This is a genomic window from uncultured Citricoccus sp. (assembly GCF_937871995.1).
GTDB lineage: Bacteria > Actinomycetota > Actinomycetes > Actinomycetales > Micrococcaceae > Citricoccus.
The window spans coordinates 59,108-75,418 of sequence record NZ_CALMQR010000134.1 but is presented as its reverse complement, the minus strand read 5'-3'; the positions used below and the strand labels follow the sequence as shown (position 1 = coordinate 75,418).

Annotated in this window: 17 protein-coding genes; 7 read left to right on the top strand and 10 right to left on the bottom strand. The window is 72.9% G+C overall.

The features are described from left to right. Positions 1 to 789, top strand: a 789-nt coding sequence (locus tag Q0283_RS16060) for an ABC transporter permease (RefSeq protein ID WP_298045580.1), incomplete at its 5' end; no start/stop codon positions are given. Positions 790 to 845: 56 nt separating this feature from the next. On the opposite strand, the gene Q0283_RS16055 is transcribed toward Q0283_RS16060, so the two are convergent. Continuing rightward, complete coding sequence (locus Q0283_RS16055) at positions 846 to 1,694, bottom strand: PHP domain-containing protein (RefSeq protein ID WP_298045578.1); 849 nt, start codon at positions 1,692 to 1,694, stop codon at positions 846 to 848. Between the two features lie 46 nt (positions 1,695 to 1,740). On the opposite strand from Q0283_RS16055, the gene Q0283_RS16050 reads away from it, so the two are divergent. Beyond that, entirely contained in the window at positions 1,741 to 3,300 is a 1,560-nt protein-coding gene (locus Q0283_RS16050; RefSeq protein ID WP_298045575.1) for an aminopeptidase P family protein, read from the top strand. A gap of 27 nt (positions 3,301 to 3,327) precedes the next feature. Here the strand turns inward: Q0283_RS16050 and Q0283_RS16045 are convergent, their stop codons facing one another. The 4 genes from Q0283_RS16045 to Q0283_RS16030 all read right to left on the bottom strand — a co-directional run bounded on the left by Q0283_RS16045 (position 3,328) and on the right by Q0283_RS16030 (position 7,443). Continuing rightward, positions 3,328 to 4,461 (bottom strand): general stress protein, encoded by a 1,134-nt coding sequence (locus Q0283_RS16045; protein WP_298045573.1) that lies wholly within the window; start codon positions 4,459 to 4,461, stop codon positions 3,328 to 3,330. A gap of 102 nt (positions 4,462 to 4,563) precedes the next feature. After that, the gene (locus Q0283_RS16040; RefSeq protein WP_298045583.1) at positions 4,564 to 5,364 is read right to left on the bottom strand and encodes an ABC transporter permease; all 801 of its coding nucleotides are present in this window, start codon (positions 5,362 to 5,364) and stop codon (positions 4,564 to 4,566) included. 22 nt (positions 5,365 to 5,386) lie between these two features. Beyond that, entirely contained in the window at positions 5,387 to 6,340 is a 954-nt protein-coding gene (locus tag Q0283_RS16035; RefSeq protein WP_298045571.1) for an ABC transporter ATP-binding protein, read from the bottom strand. Continuing rightward, positions 6,337 to 7,443, bottom strand: coding sequence for a hypothetical protein (locus tag Q0283_RS16030; RefSeq protein WP_298045569.1), 1,107 nt, complete (start codon positions 7,441 to 7,443; stop codon positions 6,337 to 6,339). The genes Q0283_RS16035 and Q0283_RS16030 overlap by 4 nt, the downstream gene beginning before the upstream one ends. 188 nt (positions 7,444 to 7,631) lie before the next feature. On the opposite strand from Q0283_RS16030, the gene Q0283_RS16025 reads away from it, so the two are divergent. The 3 genes from Q0283_RS16025 to Q0283_RS16015 are packed head-to-tail and all read left to right on the top strand — an operon-like array spanning position 7,632 to position 10,854. Further along, entirely contained in the window at positions 7,632 to 8,912 is a 1,281-nt protein-coding gene (locus Q0283_RS16025) for a magnesium transporter MgtE N-terminal domain-containing protein (protein WP_298045568.1), read from the top strand. Continuing rightward, a complete protein-coding gene (locus Q0283_RS16020; RefSeq protein ID WP_183527001.1) occupies positions 8,912 to 9,670 on the top strand; it encodes a DUF1003 domain-containing protein in 759 nt (252 codons plus the stop codon). The genes Q0283_RS16025 and Q0283_RS16020 overlap by 1 nt, the downstream gene beginning before the upstream one ends. After that, positions 9,667 to 10,854 (top strand): Mrp/NBP35 family ATP-binding protein, encoded by a 1,188-nt coding sequence (locus tag Q0283_RS16015; RefSeq protein WP_183527005.1) that lies wholly within the window; start codon positions 9,667 to 9,669, stop codon positions 10,852 to 10,854. Before Q0283_RS16020 ends, Q0283_RS16015 begins: the two co-directional genes overlap by 4 nt. 51 nt (positions 10,855 to 10,905) lie before the next feature. Here Q0283_RS16015 and Q0283_RS16010 read toward each other — a convergent pair whose 3' ends face one another. Both Q0283_RS16010 and Q0283_RS16005 read right to left on the bottom strand, forming a co-directional pair. Beyond that, the gene (locus Q0283_RS16010) at positions 10,906 to 11,610 is read right to left on the bottom strand and encodes a twin-arginine translocase TatA/TatE family subunit (RefSeq protein WP_183527007.1); all 705 of its coding nucleotides are present in this window, start codon (positions 11,608 to 11,610) and stop codon (positions 10,906 to 10,908) included. 55 nt (positions 11,611 to 11,665) lie between these two features. Beyond that, positions 11,666 to 12,784, bottom strand: coding sequence for a zf-HC2 domain-containing protein (locus Q0283_RS16005; protein ID WP_183527011.1), 1,119 nt, complete (start codon positions 12,782 to 12,784; stop codon positions 11,666 to 11,668). A 266-nt stretch (positions 12,785 to 13,050) separates the two neighbouring features. Between Q0283_RS16005 and Q0283_RS16000 the strand changes: the two genes are divergently transcribed. Then, positions 13,051 to 13,701 (top strand): O-methyltransferase, encoded by a 651-nt coding sequence (locus Q0283_RS16000; RefSeq protein ID WP_183527014.1) that lies wholly within the window; start codon positions 13,051 to 13,053, stop codon positions 13,699 to 13,701. Between the two features lie 128 nt (positions 13,702 to 13,829). Here Q0283_RS16000 and Q0283_RS15995 read toward each other — a convergent pair whose 3' ends face one another. From Q0283_RS15995 to Q0283_RS15985, 3 genes are all read right to left on the bottom strand, one after another. Further along, positions 13,830 to 14,000, bottom strand: a complete 171-nt coding sequence (locus Q0283_RS15995) for a DUF3117 domain-containing protein (RefSeq protein WP_083843390.1) — start codon at positions 13,998 to 14,000, stop codon at positions 13,830 to 13,832. Positions 14,001 to 14,107: 107 nt separating this feature from the next. Next, positions 14,108 to 14,461: a DivIVA domain-containing protein gene (locus tag Q0283_RS15990; protein WP_183527017.1), complete on the bottom strand. Its 354-nt coding sequence runs from the start codon at positions 14,459 to 14,461 to the stop codon at positions 14,108 to 14,110. Next, the gene (locus Q0283_RS15985) at positions 14,458 to 15,321 is read right to left on the bottom strand and encodes a TIGR00730 family Rossman fold protein (RefSeq protein ID WP_183527036.1); all 864 of its coding nucleotides are present in this window, start codon (positions 15,319 to 15,321) and stop codon (positions 14,458 to 14,460) included. Before Q0283_RS15985 ends, Q0283_RS15990 begins: the two co-directional genes overlap by 4 nt. A 209-nt stretch (positions 15,322 to 15,530) precedes the next feature. Between Q0283_RS15985 and Q0283_RS15980 the strand changes: the two genes are divergently transcribed. Continuing rightward, complete coding sequence (locus Q0283_RS15980; protein WP_192807898.1) at positions 15,531 to 16,262, top strand: amino acid ABC transporter ATP-binding protein; 732 nt, start codon at positions 15,531 to 15,533, stop codon at positions 16,260 to 16,262. Positions 16,263 to 16,311: the final 49 nt, after the last annotated feature.

Here is a 16,311-nt window from a genome sequence, read left to right as displayed (position 1 = left end):
CGGAACATCTCGGTGGTCGCCGCGGACCGGCTCTTCGTCATGCTCCTGATCGGCATGCCCATGCTGCTCGCGCTGATGGCACAGGCCTTCCCCGGCAGGGCCGGGCTGTCCCTGAGCGAGGCACAGGGTGACGTCAACCAGGTCCAGCAACGCCTGGTGGTCCTCGTCGTGGGCGCCGCCCTGATGGGAACGGCGCTGTCCATCCGCGAGCTCGTCGGGGAGCGGCCGATCTACCGACGAGAGCGCGCCGTCGGACTCTCTCCGGCGGCATACCTGCTCAGCAAGGCCGTGGTGCTCGGCGTATTGGTGGCCTGCCAATGCCTGGTGTTCACCGTGCTCGCCCTCCTCGGCCTGCCGGGACCGGACGACGCCCTGCTGCTGGGCGACGGACGCGTGGAGGTCGCCGTGGCGATAGCGGCGGTCGGTGTGGCCATGGCCGTCGCCGCACTGGCCGTCTCGGGAGCCGTGACGTCCACGGAACAGACCATGCCCGCGCTCGTCGCCATGGTGATGTCCCAGCTGATTCTGTGCGGCGGGCTGTTCCCGCTGGCGGGACGCGATGGCCTCGAGCAGGTGTCCTGGTTGCTGCCCGCTCGCTTCGGCTATGCGGCGACGGCCGCGACGGTGGGCCTCCAGCAACCCCCCGCGCCCGGAATCGACCCGCTGTTCGAGCCCACGGCCGGACAGTGGCTCATGGACCTGGGCCTGCTCGGGGTCCAGGCCCTGGCCTTCCTCGGCCTGGCGGCCTGGACGGTGCACGTGTCCGTGACCCGGAACCCCTGGCGCTGAGACAGGCGCGGCTCCGCCCGTGAGCCCCCCGTGTCCTCCGCCGCCCGCCGCGGGGGTCAGGGGTAGATGACCTCGGTGCCCGTGCCGCGCTCGATGATCTGCTGCACCACGGCCGCGTCGGTGGTGTGCTCCCCGATCCGGTTGGGCTTGCCGGCCCCGTGGTAGTCGGAGGAACCGGTGACGAACATCCCATGCTGGCGGGCCAGCACGCGCAGCCAGCGGCGGGCGTCGTCCGGGTTGTCCCGGTGGTCGGCCTCCACCCCGGCCAGCCCGGCGTCGATCATCTCGCGGAACAGCTCCGTACCGACCACGCGCCCCCGCATGGAGGCCATGGGATGGGCGAACACGGGCACTCCCCCGGCCGCCAGGACCAGCCGGACCGCGTCCACCGGGTCCGGGGCGTAGTGGCCCACGTAGTACTTGGAGCGCGGCGTCAGGATCGACGTGAACGCCGCCGAGCGGTCCTCCACCACGCCGAGGGAGACGAGCGCGTCGGCGATGTGCGGCCGACCGATCGTGGCGTCCGGCGTGGAGTGGCGCAGCACGTGGTCCCACGTGATCGGGAAGTCCTCGGCCAGCCGGCCCACCATCCGCTGGGCCCGGGTGAGGCGGGAACTGCGGGACCGCTCGATCTCCGCGGACAGGTCCGGATCGTGGGGGTCGTGCAGGTAGGACAGCAGGTGCACACTGATGCCGGTGTCCGAGACGCAGGAGACCTCCATGCCCGGGATGAGCACGATCCCTGACGCCACCGCCTGGTCCGCGGCCTCGGCCCAGCCGGCCGTGGAGTCGTGGTCGGTCAGCGCCAGGCCGCTCAGCCCGGCCCTGGCCGCGGCGCGCACCACGGTGGCGGGCGGTTCGGTGCCATCCGAGATGTTGGAGTGCGTGTGCAGGTCGAACGGCATGACCACCAGCCTAGCCAACGCCGGGCGCAGTGCGATGATGGACGCCATGAGTGATGCACAGTCCCAGACCCCGGAGACCCCGGCCCACGACACCCAGCCCATCGAGGACCGCGTGAACAACCGGTCCCAGAAGCCGACCTCCGAGGCCTTCAAGGAGTTCATGGGCTCGAACTGGGCCCCGGCCGAGACCCCCCTGGTCATGCCGGACACCTCTGCGCCGTTCGCGGCCAAGCGCCGGGCGGCCCTGTCGGAGAAGTACCGGGGCGAGCGCATCGTCGTCCCGGCCGGTCCGCTGAAGGTCCGCTCCAACGACACCGACTACCGGTTCCGTGCCCACTCCGCGTTCGCCCACCTGACCGGGCTCGGGGTGGACCACGAGCCGGACGCCGTGCTCGTGCTGGAACCGGTGGACCCGGGGACCGGCGACCACGGTTCGGACCACGAGGCCACCCTGTACTTCCGGCCGCTGGCCGGCCGTGACTCCGAGGAGTTCTACTCCAACGCCCGCACCGGCGAGTTCTGGATCGGCGCCCGCCCCACCCTCGGCCAGATGCAGTCCCGCACCGGCATCCGCACCTCCGACCTGTCCGGGCTGGAGGTCGCGGTCACCAAGAACGCCGGTGCGGTGGAGATCGGCGGGATCCGGATCCGCCTGCTGCGCGGCTCGGACCTGGACGTCGAGGCCCTGGTCGACACCTCGCGGATCAACACCGGCGTGGACCTGGAGGTCTCGGACGGGCTCGACGCCGAGCTGGCCGAGTTCCTCTCCGAGCTGCGCCTGGTCAAGGACGGCTGGGAGATCGAGGAACTGCGCGGCTCGGTCGCGGCCACCATCTCCGGGTTCGAGGACATCGTGAAGGTGCTTCCCGCGGCGGCCGGCCACGAGCGCGGTGAGCGCATCGTCGAGGGCGCGTTCTTCTCCCGGGCCCGGCTGGAGGGCAACGACCTGGGGTACGACACGATCGCGGCCTCCGGGAACAACGCCACCGTGCTGCACTGGATCCGCAACAACGGCGCGGTGCGGGACGGGGACCTGATCCTCGTGGACGCCGGCGTGGAGGCCGACTCCCTCTACACGGCGGACATCACCCGCACGCTGCCGGTCAACGGGACGTTCACGGACGTGCAGCGGACGGTCTACCAGGCGGTGCTGGACGCCGCCGACGCCGCCTTCGAGGTCGTCAGGCCGGGCATCCGGTTCCGCCAGATCCACGAGACCGCCATGCGGGTGCTCGCCGAGCGCCTGCACGAGTGGGGCCTGCTTCCGGTCACCGTGGAGGAGGCGCTGTCCCCGCAGGGCCAGCAGCACCGTCGGTGGATGCCGCACGGCACCAGCCACCACCTCGGCCTCGACGTCCACGACTGTGCCCAGGCCAAGCGGGAGCTCTACCTCGACGGCGAGCTGCAGCCGGGGATGGTCTTCACCATCGAGCCGGGCCTGTACTTCAAGGCCGAGGACCTGGCCGTGCCCGAGGAGTACCGCGGCATCGGCATCCGCATCGAGGACGACATCCGTGTCACCGACGAGGGCGCCGAGAACCTCTCCGCCGCCCTGCCGCGCACCCCCGAGGCGATCGAGGCCTGGATGGCCGACCTCCAGCGCTGAGCCCCGCCCGTGACGGCCCGGCCGGTGTCAGGCCGGGTCGTCGTCGCGCGCCGGAGGCACGGTGTCCGGTCCGGCGCCGGGTTCCGCGCCGGTCTCGCCGGCAGGGCGCTCGGCGTGGCGGCCGTAGCGCGGCCGGGCGAAGCGTCCCTCCGTGGTGCCCGACGCCGGCCCGGTGCCCGCCGCGGTGCCCTCCCCCGCTGCAGGGACGGAGGGCGGCTCGGACGCGGTGCCGGACCCGGCATCGGGGGCGGGGACGCCGTCGAGCGGGCGGTCCGGGTCCCTCCGCCGGCCGCTGCCGCGCCGGCCGTAGTCGGGGGCGGCGAAGGCCCCGGGGGTGTTGCCGGACCGGCCGGCGCCGGAGTGGTCCTTCAGCATCTGCTCCCGCAGCGCCTGGGCCTGCTCCTCCGGCAGCCGGACGCCGTACTGGGGCCGACCGTCGGGCAGGTCGGGGAAGTGATGGGTGCGGGCCGGAGCGGAGGCGGGCGTCGCCGCGGAGGCCGGGGCCGGAGCCGGCGCGGAGTCCGCGGTCGGGGCCGGCGGTGCGGAGGCCGGTTCCCGGCCGGTGCCGCCCGTCCCGGTGGGCGGGGTCGCCGGGCCGACCGGCGCCGTCGGGCCGGACGGAGCGGGGCCCGGCGGCTGCTGCGCGGGCGCCGGTGCGGCGGTGGGCGCCGGTGACGGCGCCGGGGCGCCCCCGAGGATCTGGCGGGCCGTGGCCGCCGAGGCGAACTCGCAGACCACGTCGAAGCGGGCGGGCACGAGCTGCTGGACGGAGTCGAAGCCCTTGCCCTTGCGGATCGCGTGGCCGATGACCCCGAACAGCACCCAGATCCCGACGCCGAGGCCCACGGTGTAAAGCATCTGCGGACCCGTGCCGGCGGGGTCGATCAGGCTCATCAGGATGCCGAGCATCAGTCCGAAGAACGCTCCCTGCAGGGCCGAGCGCAGGGCCACGGAGGCATAGGTCTGCCGGTGGCGGATCCGTTCGACCGTGCGCAGGTCGACGCCGACGATCGAGACGGTCCGGACGTCGAAGTCCTGCTCGGCCAGCCGGTCCACGACCTTCCGGGCGTCCGCGTAGGAGTCGTAGGTGCCCAGCACCTCGCCACGGGGCAGGCCGCTGGCTGCCGGGTCGGAGGACGCGGGACCGAAGAGCATCGACATGGGTCCATTCTGCCGCTGACGACCTGGACGGTCACCACGGGGCGCCGGTTCTCAGCCACCGGCGTAAGCAACACGGTGCCGGCCCCCGCCCCCGGCCCCCGGTCAGCTCAGCACGTCCTTCGTGGCGAACCTGCCGTAGGCCAGCGCGCCGAACACCAGCACGTAACCGGCCTGCAGCACCGCGTTGTCGACGAAGGAGTCCCAGAGCACCGGTTGGCGCAGCAGGTCCACGAAACCGGTCCAGTGCTCGGTGAACAGCCAGGGGTGCAGCCAGTCCAGCTGCGGCAGGGAACCGGCGATCTGGGCCGCCACCGCGAGCACGGCGATGGCCGCCATCACGCCCACCGGTACGTCCGAGAGCGTCGAGAGGAACAGCCCGATCGCCCCCAGCCCCAGCAGGGACACGGCCACATAGGCGGCGATGAGGGCGATCCGCGCGTACGACGCCCCGAGGCCGAGGGTGTCCCCGGAGAGCAGCACGGCCGGCTGCACCCCGAACAGGACCAGGCCGACCAGCACCCCGGCCCCCGCGAGCACCAGCACCGCAGCGGCGCAGAACACCACGATGACCGCGTACTTGACGAGCAGCAGGCCGGCCCGCGACACGGGGGCCGTCAGGAGGTAGCGCAGGGTGCCCTGGGAGGCCTCGCCGGCGATCGAGTCCCCGGCGACCACCGCGACGGTCAGCGGCAGGAACAGCGGCACGCTGACGAGCAGTCCGACCACGGCCAGGAAGAGCCCGTTGCCGGCGACCTGGTCCAGGAACGCCGGCCCGCGGCCCCGCGGCGGGCCGGTGGAGACCCGCACGGCCAGCCCGATGAGCACCGGCACCGCGGCCAGCGCGGCGAACAGGGCCCAGGTACGCCGGCGCCGGAACAACAGGTGCAGCTCCGAGGCGAGCATCCCACCGGCCCGCGCGGTGCGCTCAGGCAATGTCGAACCCCTCTCCCGTCAGCTGCACGAACCGCTCCTCCAGGCTCGTTCCCTCCACGCTGAACCCGCGCACGCCCACCCCGGAGGTGACCAGGGCGGAGACGATGTCCTCGGGAGGCGGCGCGTGCGGGCCCGTGGTGGCGCGCACGGTGCCGGTCCCGTCGGGCAGCGGAGACAGCCCCAGGCGGGCGAGCACCCGTCCGGCGGCCTCGGTGTCCCGGGTGTGCACCACCACCCGCCCCGCCGCGGTCCCGCGCAGTTCGTCCAGCGTCCCCTGTGCCACGAGCCTCCCGTTGCTCATGACCGCCGCGTGCGTGCACACCTGCTCCACCTCGCTGAGCAGGTGGCTGGAGACGAACACCGTCAGCCCGGCCCCGGCCAGTGAGGCCACCAGGTGCCGCACCTCGCGTGTCCCCTGCGGGTCCAGTCCGTTGGTGGGCTCGTCCAGCACCAGCAGTTCGCGCTCGGCGGCCAGGGCGCCGGCGATGCCGAGTCGCTGCTTCATGCCCAGGGAGTAGGCGTGCACGGCCAGTCGGGCGGCGCGCGAGAGCCCCACGCGCTCGAGCGCCTCCTCCACCCGCCGCACCCGCGTGCGGGCATCGGAGGTGCGGTCCGCGGCGTCAAGGCGGACCAGGTTGGCCCGCCCGGAGAGGTAGGGGTAGAACGCCGGGCCCTCCACGAGCGCCCCGACGCGCGGCAGGACCCGCAGGGCTGCCTGCGGCATCGGCTCGCCGAGCAGGCTGATGGTGCCGGAGGTCGGCGCGGCCAGGCCCAGCAGCATCCGGATCGTCGTGGTCTTGCCGGAGCCGTTGGGCCCCAGGAACCCGAACACCGCGCCGCGCGGGACGGTCAGGTCCACCTCGCGGACGGCCTGACGCCTCCCGAACCGCTTGCTCAACCGGCGCGTGCGGATGACCGGGTCCGCGTCCGGGAATGCGCCGTTCACTCCTCGCCGGTTCCGGCGGCGGCGACCTCCAGCAGCCGGTGCTGCGGCACCGGTCCCGCGAGCACCCGCCCGTCGTCCGCCAGCAGGACGTTCAGCAACGGCGTGCTCAGCACCCGTCCGCCCTCGACCTCCACGGCCAGTTCGTCCAGCAGCGCCGAACCGGCCAGTTCCCCGGGGCCGGTCCCGGCGGGCATCACCACGACGGCCTCCCAGCCCTCGCCGATGACCTCACCCCGTGCCCGGTCACCGGAGACCGGTTCCCGGTTCACGTCTTCCCGGGCGCCGGCGGCATCGGACCGCTGCCCGCAGTCCGGAAGGGTCTGCTCCTCCACCGTGGCCCCGGCGGGCGGCTCGAAGTCGAACAGGCCGGCGTCGGGCGCACCCGGGGTGAACTCCGTGAAGGCGACGCTGACGGCCGGCTCGTCCTGGCCCACCGCACGCACCTCGATGCCGACCGGCATGCCGGTCTGGGCATCGACGTCGACCAGGACACTGTCCACGAGGGTCTGATCGGTGCGCGGGTCCAGGCGCAGGGTGTAGGCGTCCCGGCCGGAGTCAGCGGTGCCCTCCTCGACCGTGACCGTGCTGTGCACCTCGGCCCGGTCCAGCACGCGCTCGGCGATCCGCTCCGGGGTGGGCAGGGCCCCGTCACGCCGCCATGGGTCCGAGGCCTCACCGTGCCCCGCGCCGTCCCGGGGCACGGTGGCGTGGACGGCCCGGTCCTCGACGGAGTCGTAGAACCAGAGCTCCTCGTCGTTGCGGATGAGGTTCTTCTCCTCGGCCCCGTCCAGGAGCTGCAGGCGCGACCGGTCGTGTCCGTCGGCGAAGACCCGGGCCTCGTGCGTGCCCGGCACCAGCGCGAGCAGTTCGGCCAGTCGTGCGTCCACGGCGCCGGTGTCCTGGGCCTCGGCGTCCCGGACGGCCTCCACGGGCAGCTGCGGCAGGCCCAGCTCGACGCTGGCCGTCAGGCGGCCGGAGAACCCCTCGACCTCGTGCGCGGCGACCATCTCGAGCACGTCCCGGGGTGTCCTGTCCGGCAGGTCCGTCCGCGCGCTGGCCGCGATGGAGCCACCCGCCGCGAGCGCCGCGATCGTCGCGCTCACCGCCACGGCGGGAGTCCACTTCTTCCATGGGCCACGGTTCATAGCCACTCGTTCCCTGGGGCGGATATCCGTGCTCCTACGGTACGCCGCCCCGGCCGCCCTGACCATGGCCCCGCTGGGCGTGTCCCCGCCCTCGCCGGGCCCGGCCGCCCCCGGGCGGGCCGACCCGGGCCGACTAGGCTGGAGGGGTGAGTGCCCCCAAGATCTTCGTCGCCCGGATGCTGGGCCTGGACGTGTTCGACCCGCTGGGCGACCGGCTGGGACGGATGCGCGACGCCGTCGTGACCGATCGCGGGCCCGGCCTGCCGCCGGTCGCGGTCGGCCTGGTCATCGAGGTGCCGGGCAAGAAACGGGTCTTCGTCCCGATGACCCGGGTGACCTCCATGGGCTCCGGTCAGATCATCACCACGGGGCTGATCAACCTGCGCCGCTTCGAACGCCGCGGGGCAGAGCTGATGGTCGCCGGGGACCTCTTCGACCGCAAGGTCACCCTGGCGGACGGGTCCGGGAACGCCATCCTGGAGGACCTGGGCCTGGAGCGGCAGCGCAACGGCGACTGGGTGGTCAGCGACCTCTACGTCCGCCGCGACGCCGGCCGCACGGCCTTCGGCCGGGCCCGCGGCGAGCACCTGCTCGTGGAATGGGGACAGGCCCGGTGGGCCGACCAGGCCGAGCCCCAGGGTGCCACCAGCTTCGTGGCCGCCCACGAGGACCTCAAGGCCGCCGACCTGGCGGACGTCCTGCACGAGATGACGGCCAAGCGCCGCGTGGAGGTCGCCACCGAGCTGCAGGACGAACGGCTGGCGGACGTGCTCCAGGAGCTGCCGGACGACGACCAGGTCGAGATCATCTCCCACCTGGACATCGAGCGCGCGGCCGACGTGCTGGAGGAGATGGACCCGGACGATGCCGCCGACCTGCTGCACGAGCTCTCCGACTCCCAGCAGGAGCTGCTGCTGGAGCTGATGGAACCCGAGGAGGCCGACGACGTCCGCCGCCTCATGGAGTACGAGGAGAACACGGCCGGTTCGGTGATGACGCCGGTGCCGGTGATCATGCCCCCGGAGGCGACCGTCGCCGATGCGCTGGCCAACATCCGCCAGCAGGAGTTCACCCCCGCGATGGCCTCCCTGGTGATCGTGGCCCGGCCCCCGCTGGAGACCCCCACCGGCCGCTACCTCGGCGTGGTGCACTTCCAGCGCCTGCTGCGCTACCCGCCGCCGGAGCCCCTGGGCAACCTGCTGGACAAGGACCTCGAACCGGTGTCCGACCTGCTGCCGCTGCCGGCCGTGACGCGCGAGCTGGCCACCTACAACCTGACCTGCATCCCGGTGGTCAACGAGCACCACCGCGTGGTGGGGGCCGTCACCGTGGACGACGTGCTGGACCACATCCTGCCCGAGGACTGGCGCAGCATGGACGACTCCGAGGCCGAGGACGCACCGGTGCCGAGAGAGGAGGCCAGCTGATGGCAGAGAAGTCGACCGACCAGGTCCAGCGCCGGACCGGCCTGGAGACCCCGATGGGCGCCCGCGAACGGCGCTGGCCGCGGCTGAGCCCGAACCCGGACGCGTTCGGAGAGGCCACCGAGGGGTTCGCCCGGTTCATGGGCACCCCGCAGTTCCTGCTGGCCATGACGATCTTCTGTGCCATCTGGCTGGTCTGGAACACGTTCTCCCCGGAGGCGTGGCGGTTCGACTCCGCCGCCCTGGGCTTCACCGCGCTGACGCTGGTGCTGTCCCTGCAGGCCTCCTACGCCGCCCCGCTGCTGCTGCTGGCCCAGAACCGGCAGGACGACCGGGACAAGGTGTCCCTGCGCGAGGACCGTGCGCGGGCCGAGCGCAACCTCGCGGACACCGAGTACCTGACCCGTGAGCTCGCCGGCCTGCGGATCGCCCTGCAGGACGTGGCCACCCGGGACTTCGTGCGCTCCGAGATGCGCGATGCGGTCGCCGAGATCACCGAGGAGCTCAAGGACCAGATGCGCGAGCAGGTGCGCGCCGAGCTGCTCGAGGAGTTGCGGCAGGGTCCCGACGACGGCGCCCCGTACCGGGGGTCCGGCACCGTGGCGCGGAAGAAGAAAAAGAAGAAGAACCGGCCGAGCCGGGAGGCCCGTGAGCGGATCGAGGGCGACGAGGACGGCGCACAGACCACGACGCTGGCGATCATCGCCGCGGAGGAGGCCGCCGTGGACACCGAGACCAGCAAGGACGACACCACCGCATGACAGACACCCCCGAACTCACCACGCCACTGGAACGGGCCGCCTGGGAGCGACTGGGCTCCGTCCTGGATCCCGAGCTGCGGCGCCCCGTCACCGAACTGGGCATGGTCGCCTCCGTCACCGAGGGCGGTACCGGGCGTCCGGTCGAGGCACTCGCCACCAGCCCGCAGGCCGACTCCCCCGGGCACCTGACGATCGGCATCCGCCTGACCATCGCGGGCTGTCCGTTGCGGGACACCATCACCGGGGACGTCGAGCGGGCCCTGGACGGGCTGCCGGGATGCTCGGGCTCCGAGGTCGTCATGACGGTGATGACGCCCGAGCAGCGAGCCGCCCTCAAGGACCGGCTCACCGCCGGGCGACCGGCCAACCCCTTCGGCCAGTCCACCCTGACCCGCGTCTACGCGGTGGCCTCCGGCAAGGGCGGGGTGGGCAAGTCCACCGTCACCGCCAACCTGGCCACCGCGCTGGCCGCCCGCGGCCTGGCGGTGGGACTCGTGGACGCGGACATCCACGGCTTCTCCATCCCCGGGTTGCTGGGGACCGCGGAGCGCCCCACGCGCGTGGACGAGATGATCCTGCCCCCCGTCGCGCACGGCGTGAAGGTCATCTCCATCGGGATGTTCCTGGACACCGACCGCCCGGTCGCCTGGCGCGGACCCATGCTGCACCGGGCCCTGGAGCAGTTCGTGACGGACGTGTACTGGGGGGACCTCGACATCCTGCTCGTGGACCTGCCCCCGGGCACCGGTGACATCGCCATCTCCGCCGCTCAGCTGATGCCCACCTCCGAGCTGCTCGTGGTGACCACCCCGCAGCAGGCGGCGGCCCAGGTGGCGGCGCGCTCGGGGGAGCTGTCCGAGCAGACCGGCCAGCAGGTGGCCGGAGTGGTGGAGAACATGGCCGCGATGACCCTGCCGGACGGCACGGTGCTCGACCTCTTCGGCAGCGGCGGCGGCCGGCTCGTGGCCGACCGGCTCTCGGCCGCGCTGGGCCAGCCGGTCCCGTTGCTGGGCTCGGTCCCGCTGGACCCCGTCCTGCGCCGGGACGGCGACGGCGGCACCCCCGTGGTCCTGGCCCATCCCGGCTCGGCGGCCGGCACCGAGCTGCGGCGCATCGCCGACGCACTGGCCGTCCGCCCGCGTGGACTCTCGGGGGTGCGGCTGCCGGTCAGCCCGCGGGACTGATCCGGGACCGCCCCCGGTGACGGCGCGCGGCCCCGGTGCCCGGGCGCCCGATCAGGTCGCCTCGGCGTCGAAGGGTGCCGGGCGGGCCGCCGCGGGCGGGCCGGCCGGCTCGGCGCCGACCGCGTCCGCCCCGGCCTCGACCGCCACGGCGCCGTCCGCAGCCGGGGCCGGAGCAGCCCCCTCCCTCGCCGCGGCGCCGGGGGCAGCCGGCACCGCGGGGGTGCCGGCCGGAGTGGGGGCCTCGATCGCCGCGGCGTCCCGGTCGTCCGGGGCCGATGACCCGGCGCCGCTCGGCGACGAGGTGGTGCGACGTGCGGCGGAGGAGCCGAAGAACAGTGCCCGGGGATCCATCTCCTTCAGGTCCTCGCGGAGGGCATCGCGTTCGGAACGGACGGCGTCCAGGTCGTTCCGCAGGGTCTCGCGGGTGTCCGGCGGGGTCCTCGCCGCGGTCGATCCGGTGCCCGTCCCGGAGGCCCGGCGGTCCGTCCCGGGATCGTCGACCGGGTCGGCGAGGGCCTCGCGGATGATGCGCCGCGGGTCGTACTGGCGGGGGTCGTAGCGCCGCCAGTCGATCTCGTCGAAGTCGGTCCCGGTCTCGTCCTTGAACTGGACCTTGGCCCCTTCGGCCATGCGCCGCAGGGTGCGGATCCACTCGGTGAGCTTGCGCGTGTACTCGGGCAGTTTCTCCGGGCCGAGCACCAGGACGGCCAGGATGATCAGGATGATCAGTTCTGCACCGTTGATTCCGAAGGTCACGGGACCCCAGACTACCCGAGCACCGGGGGCCGCCCGCGACTGCCTCGGCCCGGCGTCACCGGCGTTGCGGCTCCGTCCCGTCCGTCCCGTCCGTCCACGGGAGGATTCGCTCGAAGCCCCGCGCCAGCCGGTCGCCCGGGGATTCCGGTGCGGCGCCGCCCTGCACGCGCGAGCGCTCCGAGATGACCACCATGGACATCACCCGCGGGGCACTCTCGACCGGCAGGTCCGAGTTCACGGTGTACCCCGCCTGGGAGGTGGCCAGTGCGGCGGTCCAGGAACCGTCGGCGTGCTCGCGCAATTGCATGTCCAGGCCGACCGGCAGCCGGACGACGTCTGCGCCCGTCCAGGACAGCGGCCCGGTGACCGGCGCCGCCGCCCGTTCCGCCGCGGGACCGCTGCGCAGGTCCCAGCCGACCGGGCAGGACGGTACCGGTTCTGCGTCCGGCAGGGTGCGGCACTCGTGGAACTCGAGGGTGTGTCCGGCACCGGTCAGGGTCATCACCACCTCGGTGAAGCCCTCCCCGCGCTGCCAGCCGGTCGACGTGGCGGGCATCCCGAGCCCGTGGAACGTCGGTACGTTCCAGCCCGCCTGGCGCAGGTCGGTCACCATCGAGGGCGTCAGCGTACCCGCCGTGTCCGGGGTGATGCCGGCCGCCGAGGACAGGATCGAACCGGCAGGTGCGCGGTCCGGCACCGGTGACACGGACGCGGCACCCGAGGACGCACCGGACATCGACGCGGCGGCCGAGCGGCCCACGTCGGCCTCGGGGACCGGGGAGGAGTCCCCGGCGAAGGACAGGAACTGGAACTGGCCGGCCTGCGGGTCCCGGGCCTCCGGGTCACCGGCGACCCACGCCGACATCAGGACACCGGAGGTGAGCAGCCCCACCGCTCCGAGACCGAGCACGACCTTCCAGCCGGCCACTCCGTCGCGGCGCTCCAGCACGGGGACGCACCGCTGCCCGGCACCCTCCGGGCCGGACGGGTCAGACGACGGCCCGCGAACCGGTCCGAGGGATGACGCGGCGCGCAGGATGCGTTCGCGCTGACCGACCTCGCGGCGGCAGTCCGAGCAGTCCGCCAGATGGGCGGAGACGCGCGCGCGGGAATACGGGGTCAGGGCGCCCTCGATGAAGGAGTCCAGACGGCTCCGGGGATGCAGGACGGCCATCAGCCCTCGTCCGTCCCTCCGGCGGGCATTCCCGGGGAGGAGATCGAGGCACTGGGGCCGGAAACGCGGGGGCCGGAACGGCTGTCATGTGTGGTGGGAGGGGTGGTGCAGTCGGTGGGGATCACGGCCGACGACTCCTTTCCGTACCCGACCAGTGTGCCCCGTCTTTCTGGGAGGAGCCTGAGCACAGGCCCAGGTCGCCGTAGACTGGGGTGCCGCGACTGACGACAGGACGCCGGAACCGACGACAGAATCGAGCCCGCCCCATGAAGGCCCTGAGCCCCCATCAGACGGACAAGCATGCCAGCTGGGCCTTCGCCGAGTCGCGTCCGGACGAGGACGAGGTCATGCTGCGGGCCCGCGAGCGCTCGGCAGACCTGGGCATCGTCCCGGTGAGCGAGGGCACCGCCGCCCTGTTGACCGTGCTGGCGGCCACCCGGTCCCCCGCCACCCTGGTGGAGATCGGCACCGGGGCCGGGGTGTCCGGTCTCGCCCTGATGCGCGGGCTCGTCCGCACCTCCATGCTGACCACGATCGACCCGGATGCCGAGGCGCTGCGGGCCGCCCGCGAGGCCTTCGCCGACGGCGGGTTCCCGGCCAACCGGACCCGGATGATCACCGGCCGGGCGCGCACCGTGGTGCCGCGGCTGACCAGCCGGTCCTACGACATGGTGTTCCTCGACGCGGACAAGGCGTCCCTCGTCTTCCACGTGGAGCAGTCCGCGCGGCTGCTGCGTCCGGGCGGGCTGCTGGTGGTCAACGACGCGCTGGACCAGGACCGGGTCCCCAAACCCGCGGTGCGGGAGGCCTCCACCGTGGCCGCCCGGGAGGCCGGCAAGCTCCTGCGCGACGAGGAGCAGTGGTTCTCCGCCCTCGTCCCGACCGGTACCGGCGTGCTGGCGGCCGTCCGGCGCTGACCGCCGGAGCGGCACTGCCCCGGTACACCGGCGCTCCCGGCGCTCGCCATCATGCACGAGACCCCCGGACCCGCCGTGCGGCGGGGATCCGGGGGTCTCGTGCGATACCGGTGTCACGAGGCGGGACGTCAGCCCTCGGTGACCCCGACGAGGCACTCCTTGAGCGAATTGGCCTCCTCGTTGTTGAGCTCGAGGACCAGTCGTCCGCCGCCGTCGATCGGCACGCGCATGATCAGGCTTCGTCCCTCCTTGGTCACTTCCATGGGACCATCCCCGGTACGAGGCTTCATGGCTGCCATCTGTGTTCCCTTCTCAACTGCGGGTCCCGTGTCGCGCTGGGGCCGCACGATAGTTCGTGCGACCGGCACCCGAGGGGAGCCGGTCGCAGAGCGCTTGACATCCCCTATTATTCCGGATTCGGCGCGGTGCCGCTAATCACACCGGCAGGACCGCCGATGTCAGGCCCGTCCTGCGCCTGCCGCCGCAGCGCGGTGATCTCGGCGTCCCGATCCGCCAGCGCTGACGCGAGCCGCTGCAGGGTCTCGTCCACCTGGTCCATCCGGTAGCCCCGCAGCGCCGGTGAGAAGCGCAGGCGGTCGACGTCGGCCGCCTCCGGGTCCGCCGGCAGCAGCACCGGGGGCAGGGTCCGGACCGGCTCGGCCAGCGGCCGGGCGAAACCGGTGCGCCCGGCGAGGGCGAGGGCGATCAGGCCCACCACGACGACGGCCGCCACCAGGACCAGCACCACGGGCACGGTCACTGCGGGTCACCGTCGGCCGGGCCGCCCTCGCCCAGGCCGTCGTCGGTCACGTCGCGCCCGGCCAGGCGGTCCGGCCAGCGGGACACGGGCACCGTGGTCAGCACCAGCTCCACGGCCTCCTCAGGGGTGTCCGCCACGCGCAGCAGGTCCACGTCGTCCTCCGCGATCATCCCGCGGGCGACCAGGGTGTCCCGGATCCACGCCACGAGCGGCGTCCAGTACTCCCGGTCCAGCAGGACCACGGGGAAGGCGGTGACCTTGCCGGTCTGGACCAGGGTCAGCGCCTCGAAGAGCTCGTCCAGGGTGCCCATGCCACCGGGGGCCACCACGAAACCCTGGGAGAACTTCACGAACATGACCTTGCGGACGAAGAAGTAGCGGAAGTCGATGCCCAGGTCCACCCAGTCGTTCAACCCCTGCTCGTGGGGCAGCTCGATGCCCAGCCCCACGGAATGCCCGCCGCCCTCCTTGGCCCCCCGGTTGGCGGCCTCCATCACCCCGGGCCCGCCACCGGTGATGACCGTGAAGCCGGCCTCGGCCAGCCGTCGGCCGACCTCCCGGGACTGCTCGTAGTCCGCCTCGCCGGGCCGGGCCCTGGCCGAGCCGAACACGGAGATGGCCGGGCCCAGGGTCGCCAGCGAGCCGAAACCCTCCACGAGCTCGCCCTGCATGCGCATCACCCGCCAGGTGTCCCGGGCGATCGACTCGGTGCTCCGCCGTCCGGAGGAACCCGCCTGACGCTGGCGGGAGTCCAGCAGCATCTGGTCGAACGTCGGTGCCGAGGCGTCGGCGCCGCGCAGCGTCTGGGGACCGCGCCGGACCTCCGGTCGCGGCCGCCGGTCGTCGGAGTTCTGTGACATGGGACCACACTAGTCGGCGGGGCCTCCGGACCCGGTAGCCCCCGGACGGGAAAGAGTTGTTTCAGTTCCGCAACGATGGTGTTAAACCACCATGAACCACCCACGTCACCTGACGGGCGGCGTCGTTCTCCGCTAGTCTCGTCGCCATGACGCAGACCACACCGCCCCCAGCGGATCCCCCCGCGGCGGACAGCACCGGCACCCGGATCCTGGTCGAACTGGAGAACGTCAACAAGCACTTCGGGTCGTTCCAGGCGCTCACGGACATCAACCTGACCATCCCGGAACGGCAGGTGGCGATCGTGCTGGGCCCGTCCGGGTCGGGCAAGTCCACCCTGTGCCGCACCATCAACCGCCTGGAGACCATCGACCCGGGCGGGACGATCCGCATCGACGGCAAGCCCCTGCCCGATGAGGGCAAGGCGCTGGCGCGGCTGCGCGCCGACGTCGGGATGGTGTTCCAGTCCTTCAACCTCTTCGCCCACAAGTCGATCCTGGAGAACGTCACCCTGGGCCCGATCAAGGTCAAGGGCGTGAAGAAGGCCCAGGCGGAGAAGGACGCCATGGGGCTGCTCGAACGCGTCGGGGTGGCCCAGCAGGCCCGGAAGATGCCGGCCCAGCTCTCCGGCGGCCAGCAGCAGCGCGTGGCCATCGCCCGCGCCCTGGCCATGAAGCCCAAGGTCCTGCTCTTCGACGAGCCGACCTCGGCCCTGGACCCGGAGATGGTCCAGGAGGTGCTCGACGTCATGGTCCAGCTGGCCCGCGAGGGCATGACCATGGTGGTGGTGACCCACGAGATGGGCTTCGCGCGCAAGGCCGGGGACCGGGTGCTGTTCATGGACGAGGGCAAGGTCCTGGAGGACACCGATCCCGAGTCCTTCTTCACCCGCCCCCAGCACCCCCGCGCCAAGGACTTCCTCGGCAAGATCCTCACCCACTGAACCCGGGCGAACGCACCGCTCGCCCACCCAGACCACCCGTCGCACCGAC

What these genes read in the sequence shown, in the direction of transcription:
- Q0283_RS16040 (WP_298045583.1), bottom strand. Translation starts at nt 5,364, where the DNA reads ATGCTCGCCTCGGAGCTGCACCTGTTGTTCCGGCGCCGGCGTACCTGG.
- Q0283_RS16050 (WP_298045575.1), top strand. Translation starts at nt 1,741, where the DNA reads ATGAGTGATGCACAGTCCCAGACCCCGGAGACCCCGGCCCACGACACC.
- Q0283_RS16005 (WP_183527011.1), bottom strand. Translation starts at nt 12,784, where the DNA reads ATGGCCGTCCTGCATCCCCGGAGCCGTCTGGACTCCTTCATCGAGGGC.
- Q0283_RS16045 (WP_298045573.1), bottom strand. Translation starts at nt 4,461, where the DNA reads ATGTCGATGCTCTTCGGTCCCGCGTCCTCCGACCCGGCAGCCAGCGGC.
- Q0283_RS16000 (WP_183527014.1), top strand. Translation starts at nt 13,051, where the DNA reads ATGAAGGCCCTGAGCCCCCATCAGACGGACAAGCATGCCAGCTGGGCC.
- Q0283_RS16015 (WP_183527005.1), top strand. Translation starts at nt 9,667, where the DNA reads ATGACAGACACCCCCGAACTCACCACGCCACTGGAACGGGCCGCCTGG.
- Q0283_RS15995 (WP_083843390.1), bottom strand. Translation starts at nt 14,000, where the DNA reads ATGGCAGCCATGAAGCCTCGTACCGGGGATGGTCCCATGGAAGTGACC.
- Q0283_RS15985 (WP_183527036.1), bottom strand. Translation starts at nt 15,321, where the DNA reads ATGTCACAGAACTCCGACGACCGGCGGCCGCGACCGGAGGTCCGGCGC.
- Q0283_RS16020 (WP_183527001.1), top strand. Translation starts at nt 8,912, where the DNA reads ATGGCAGAGAAGTCGACCGACCAGGTCCAGCGCCGGACCGGCCTGGAG.
- Q0283_RS16055 (WP_298045578.1), bottom strand. Translation starts at nt 1,694, where the DNA reads ATGCCGTTCGACCTGCACACGCACTCCAACATCTCGGATGGCACCGAA.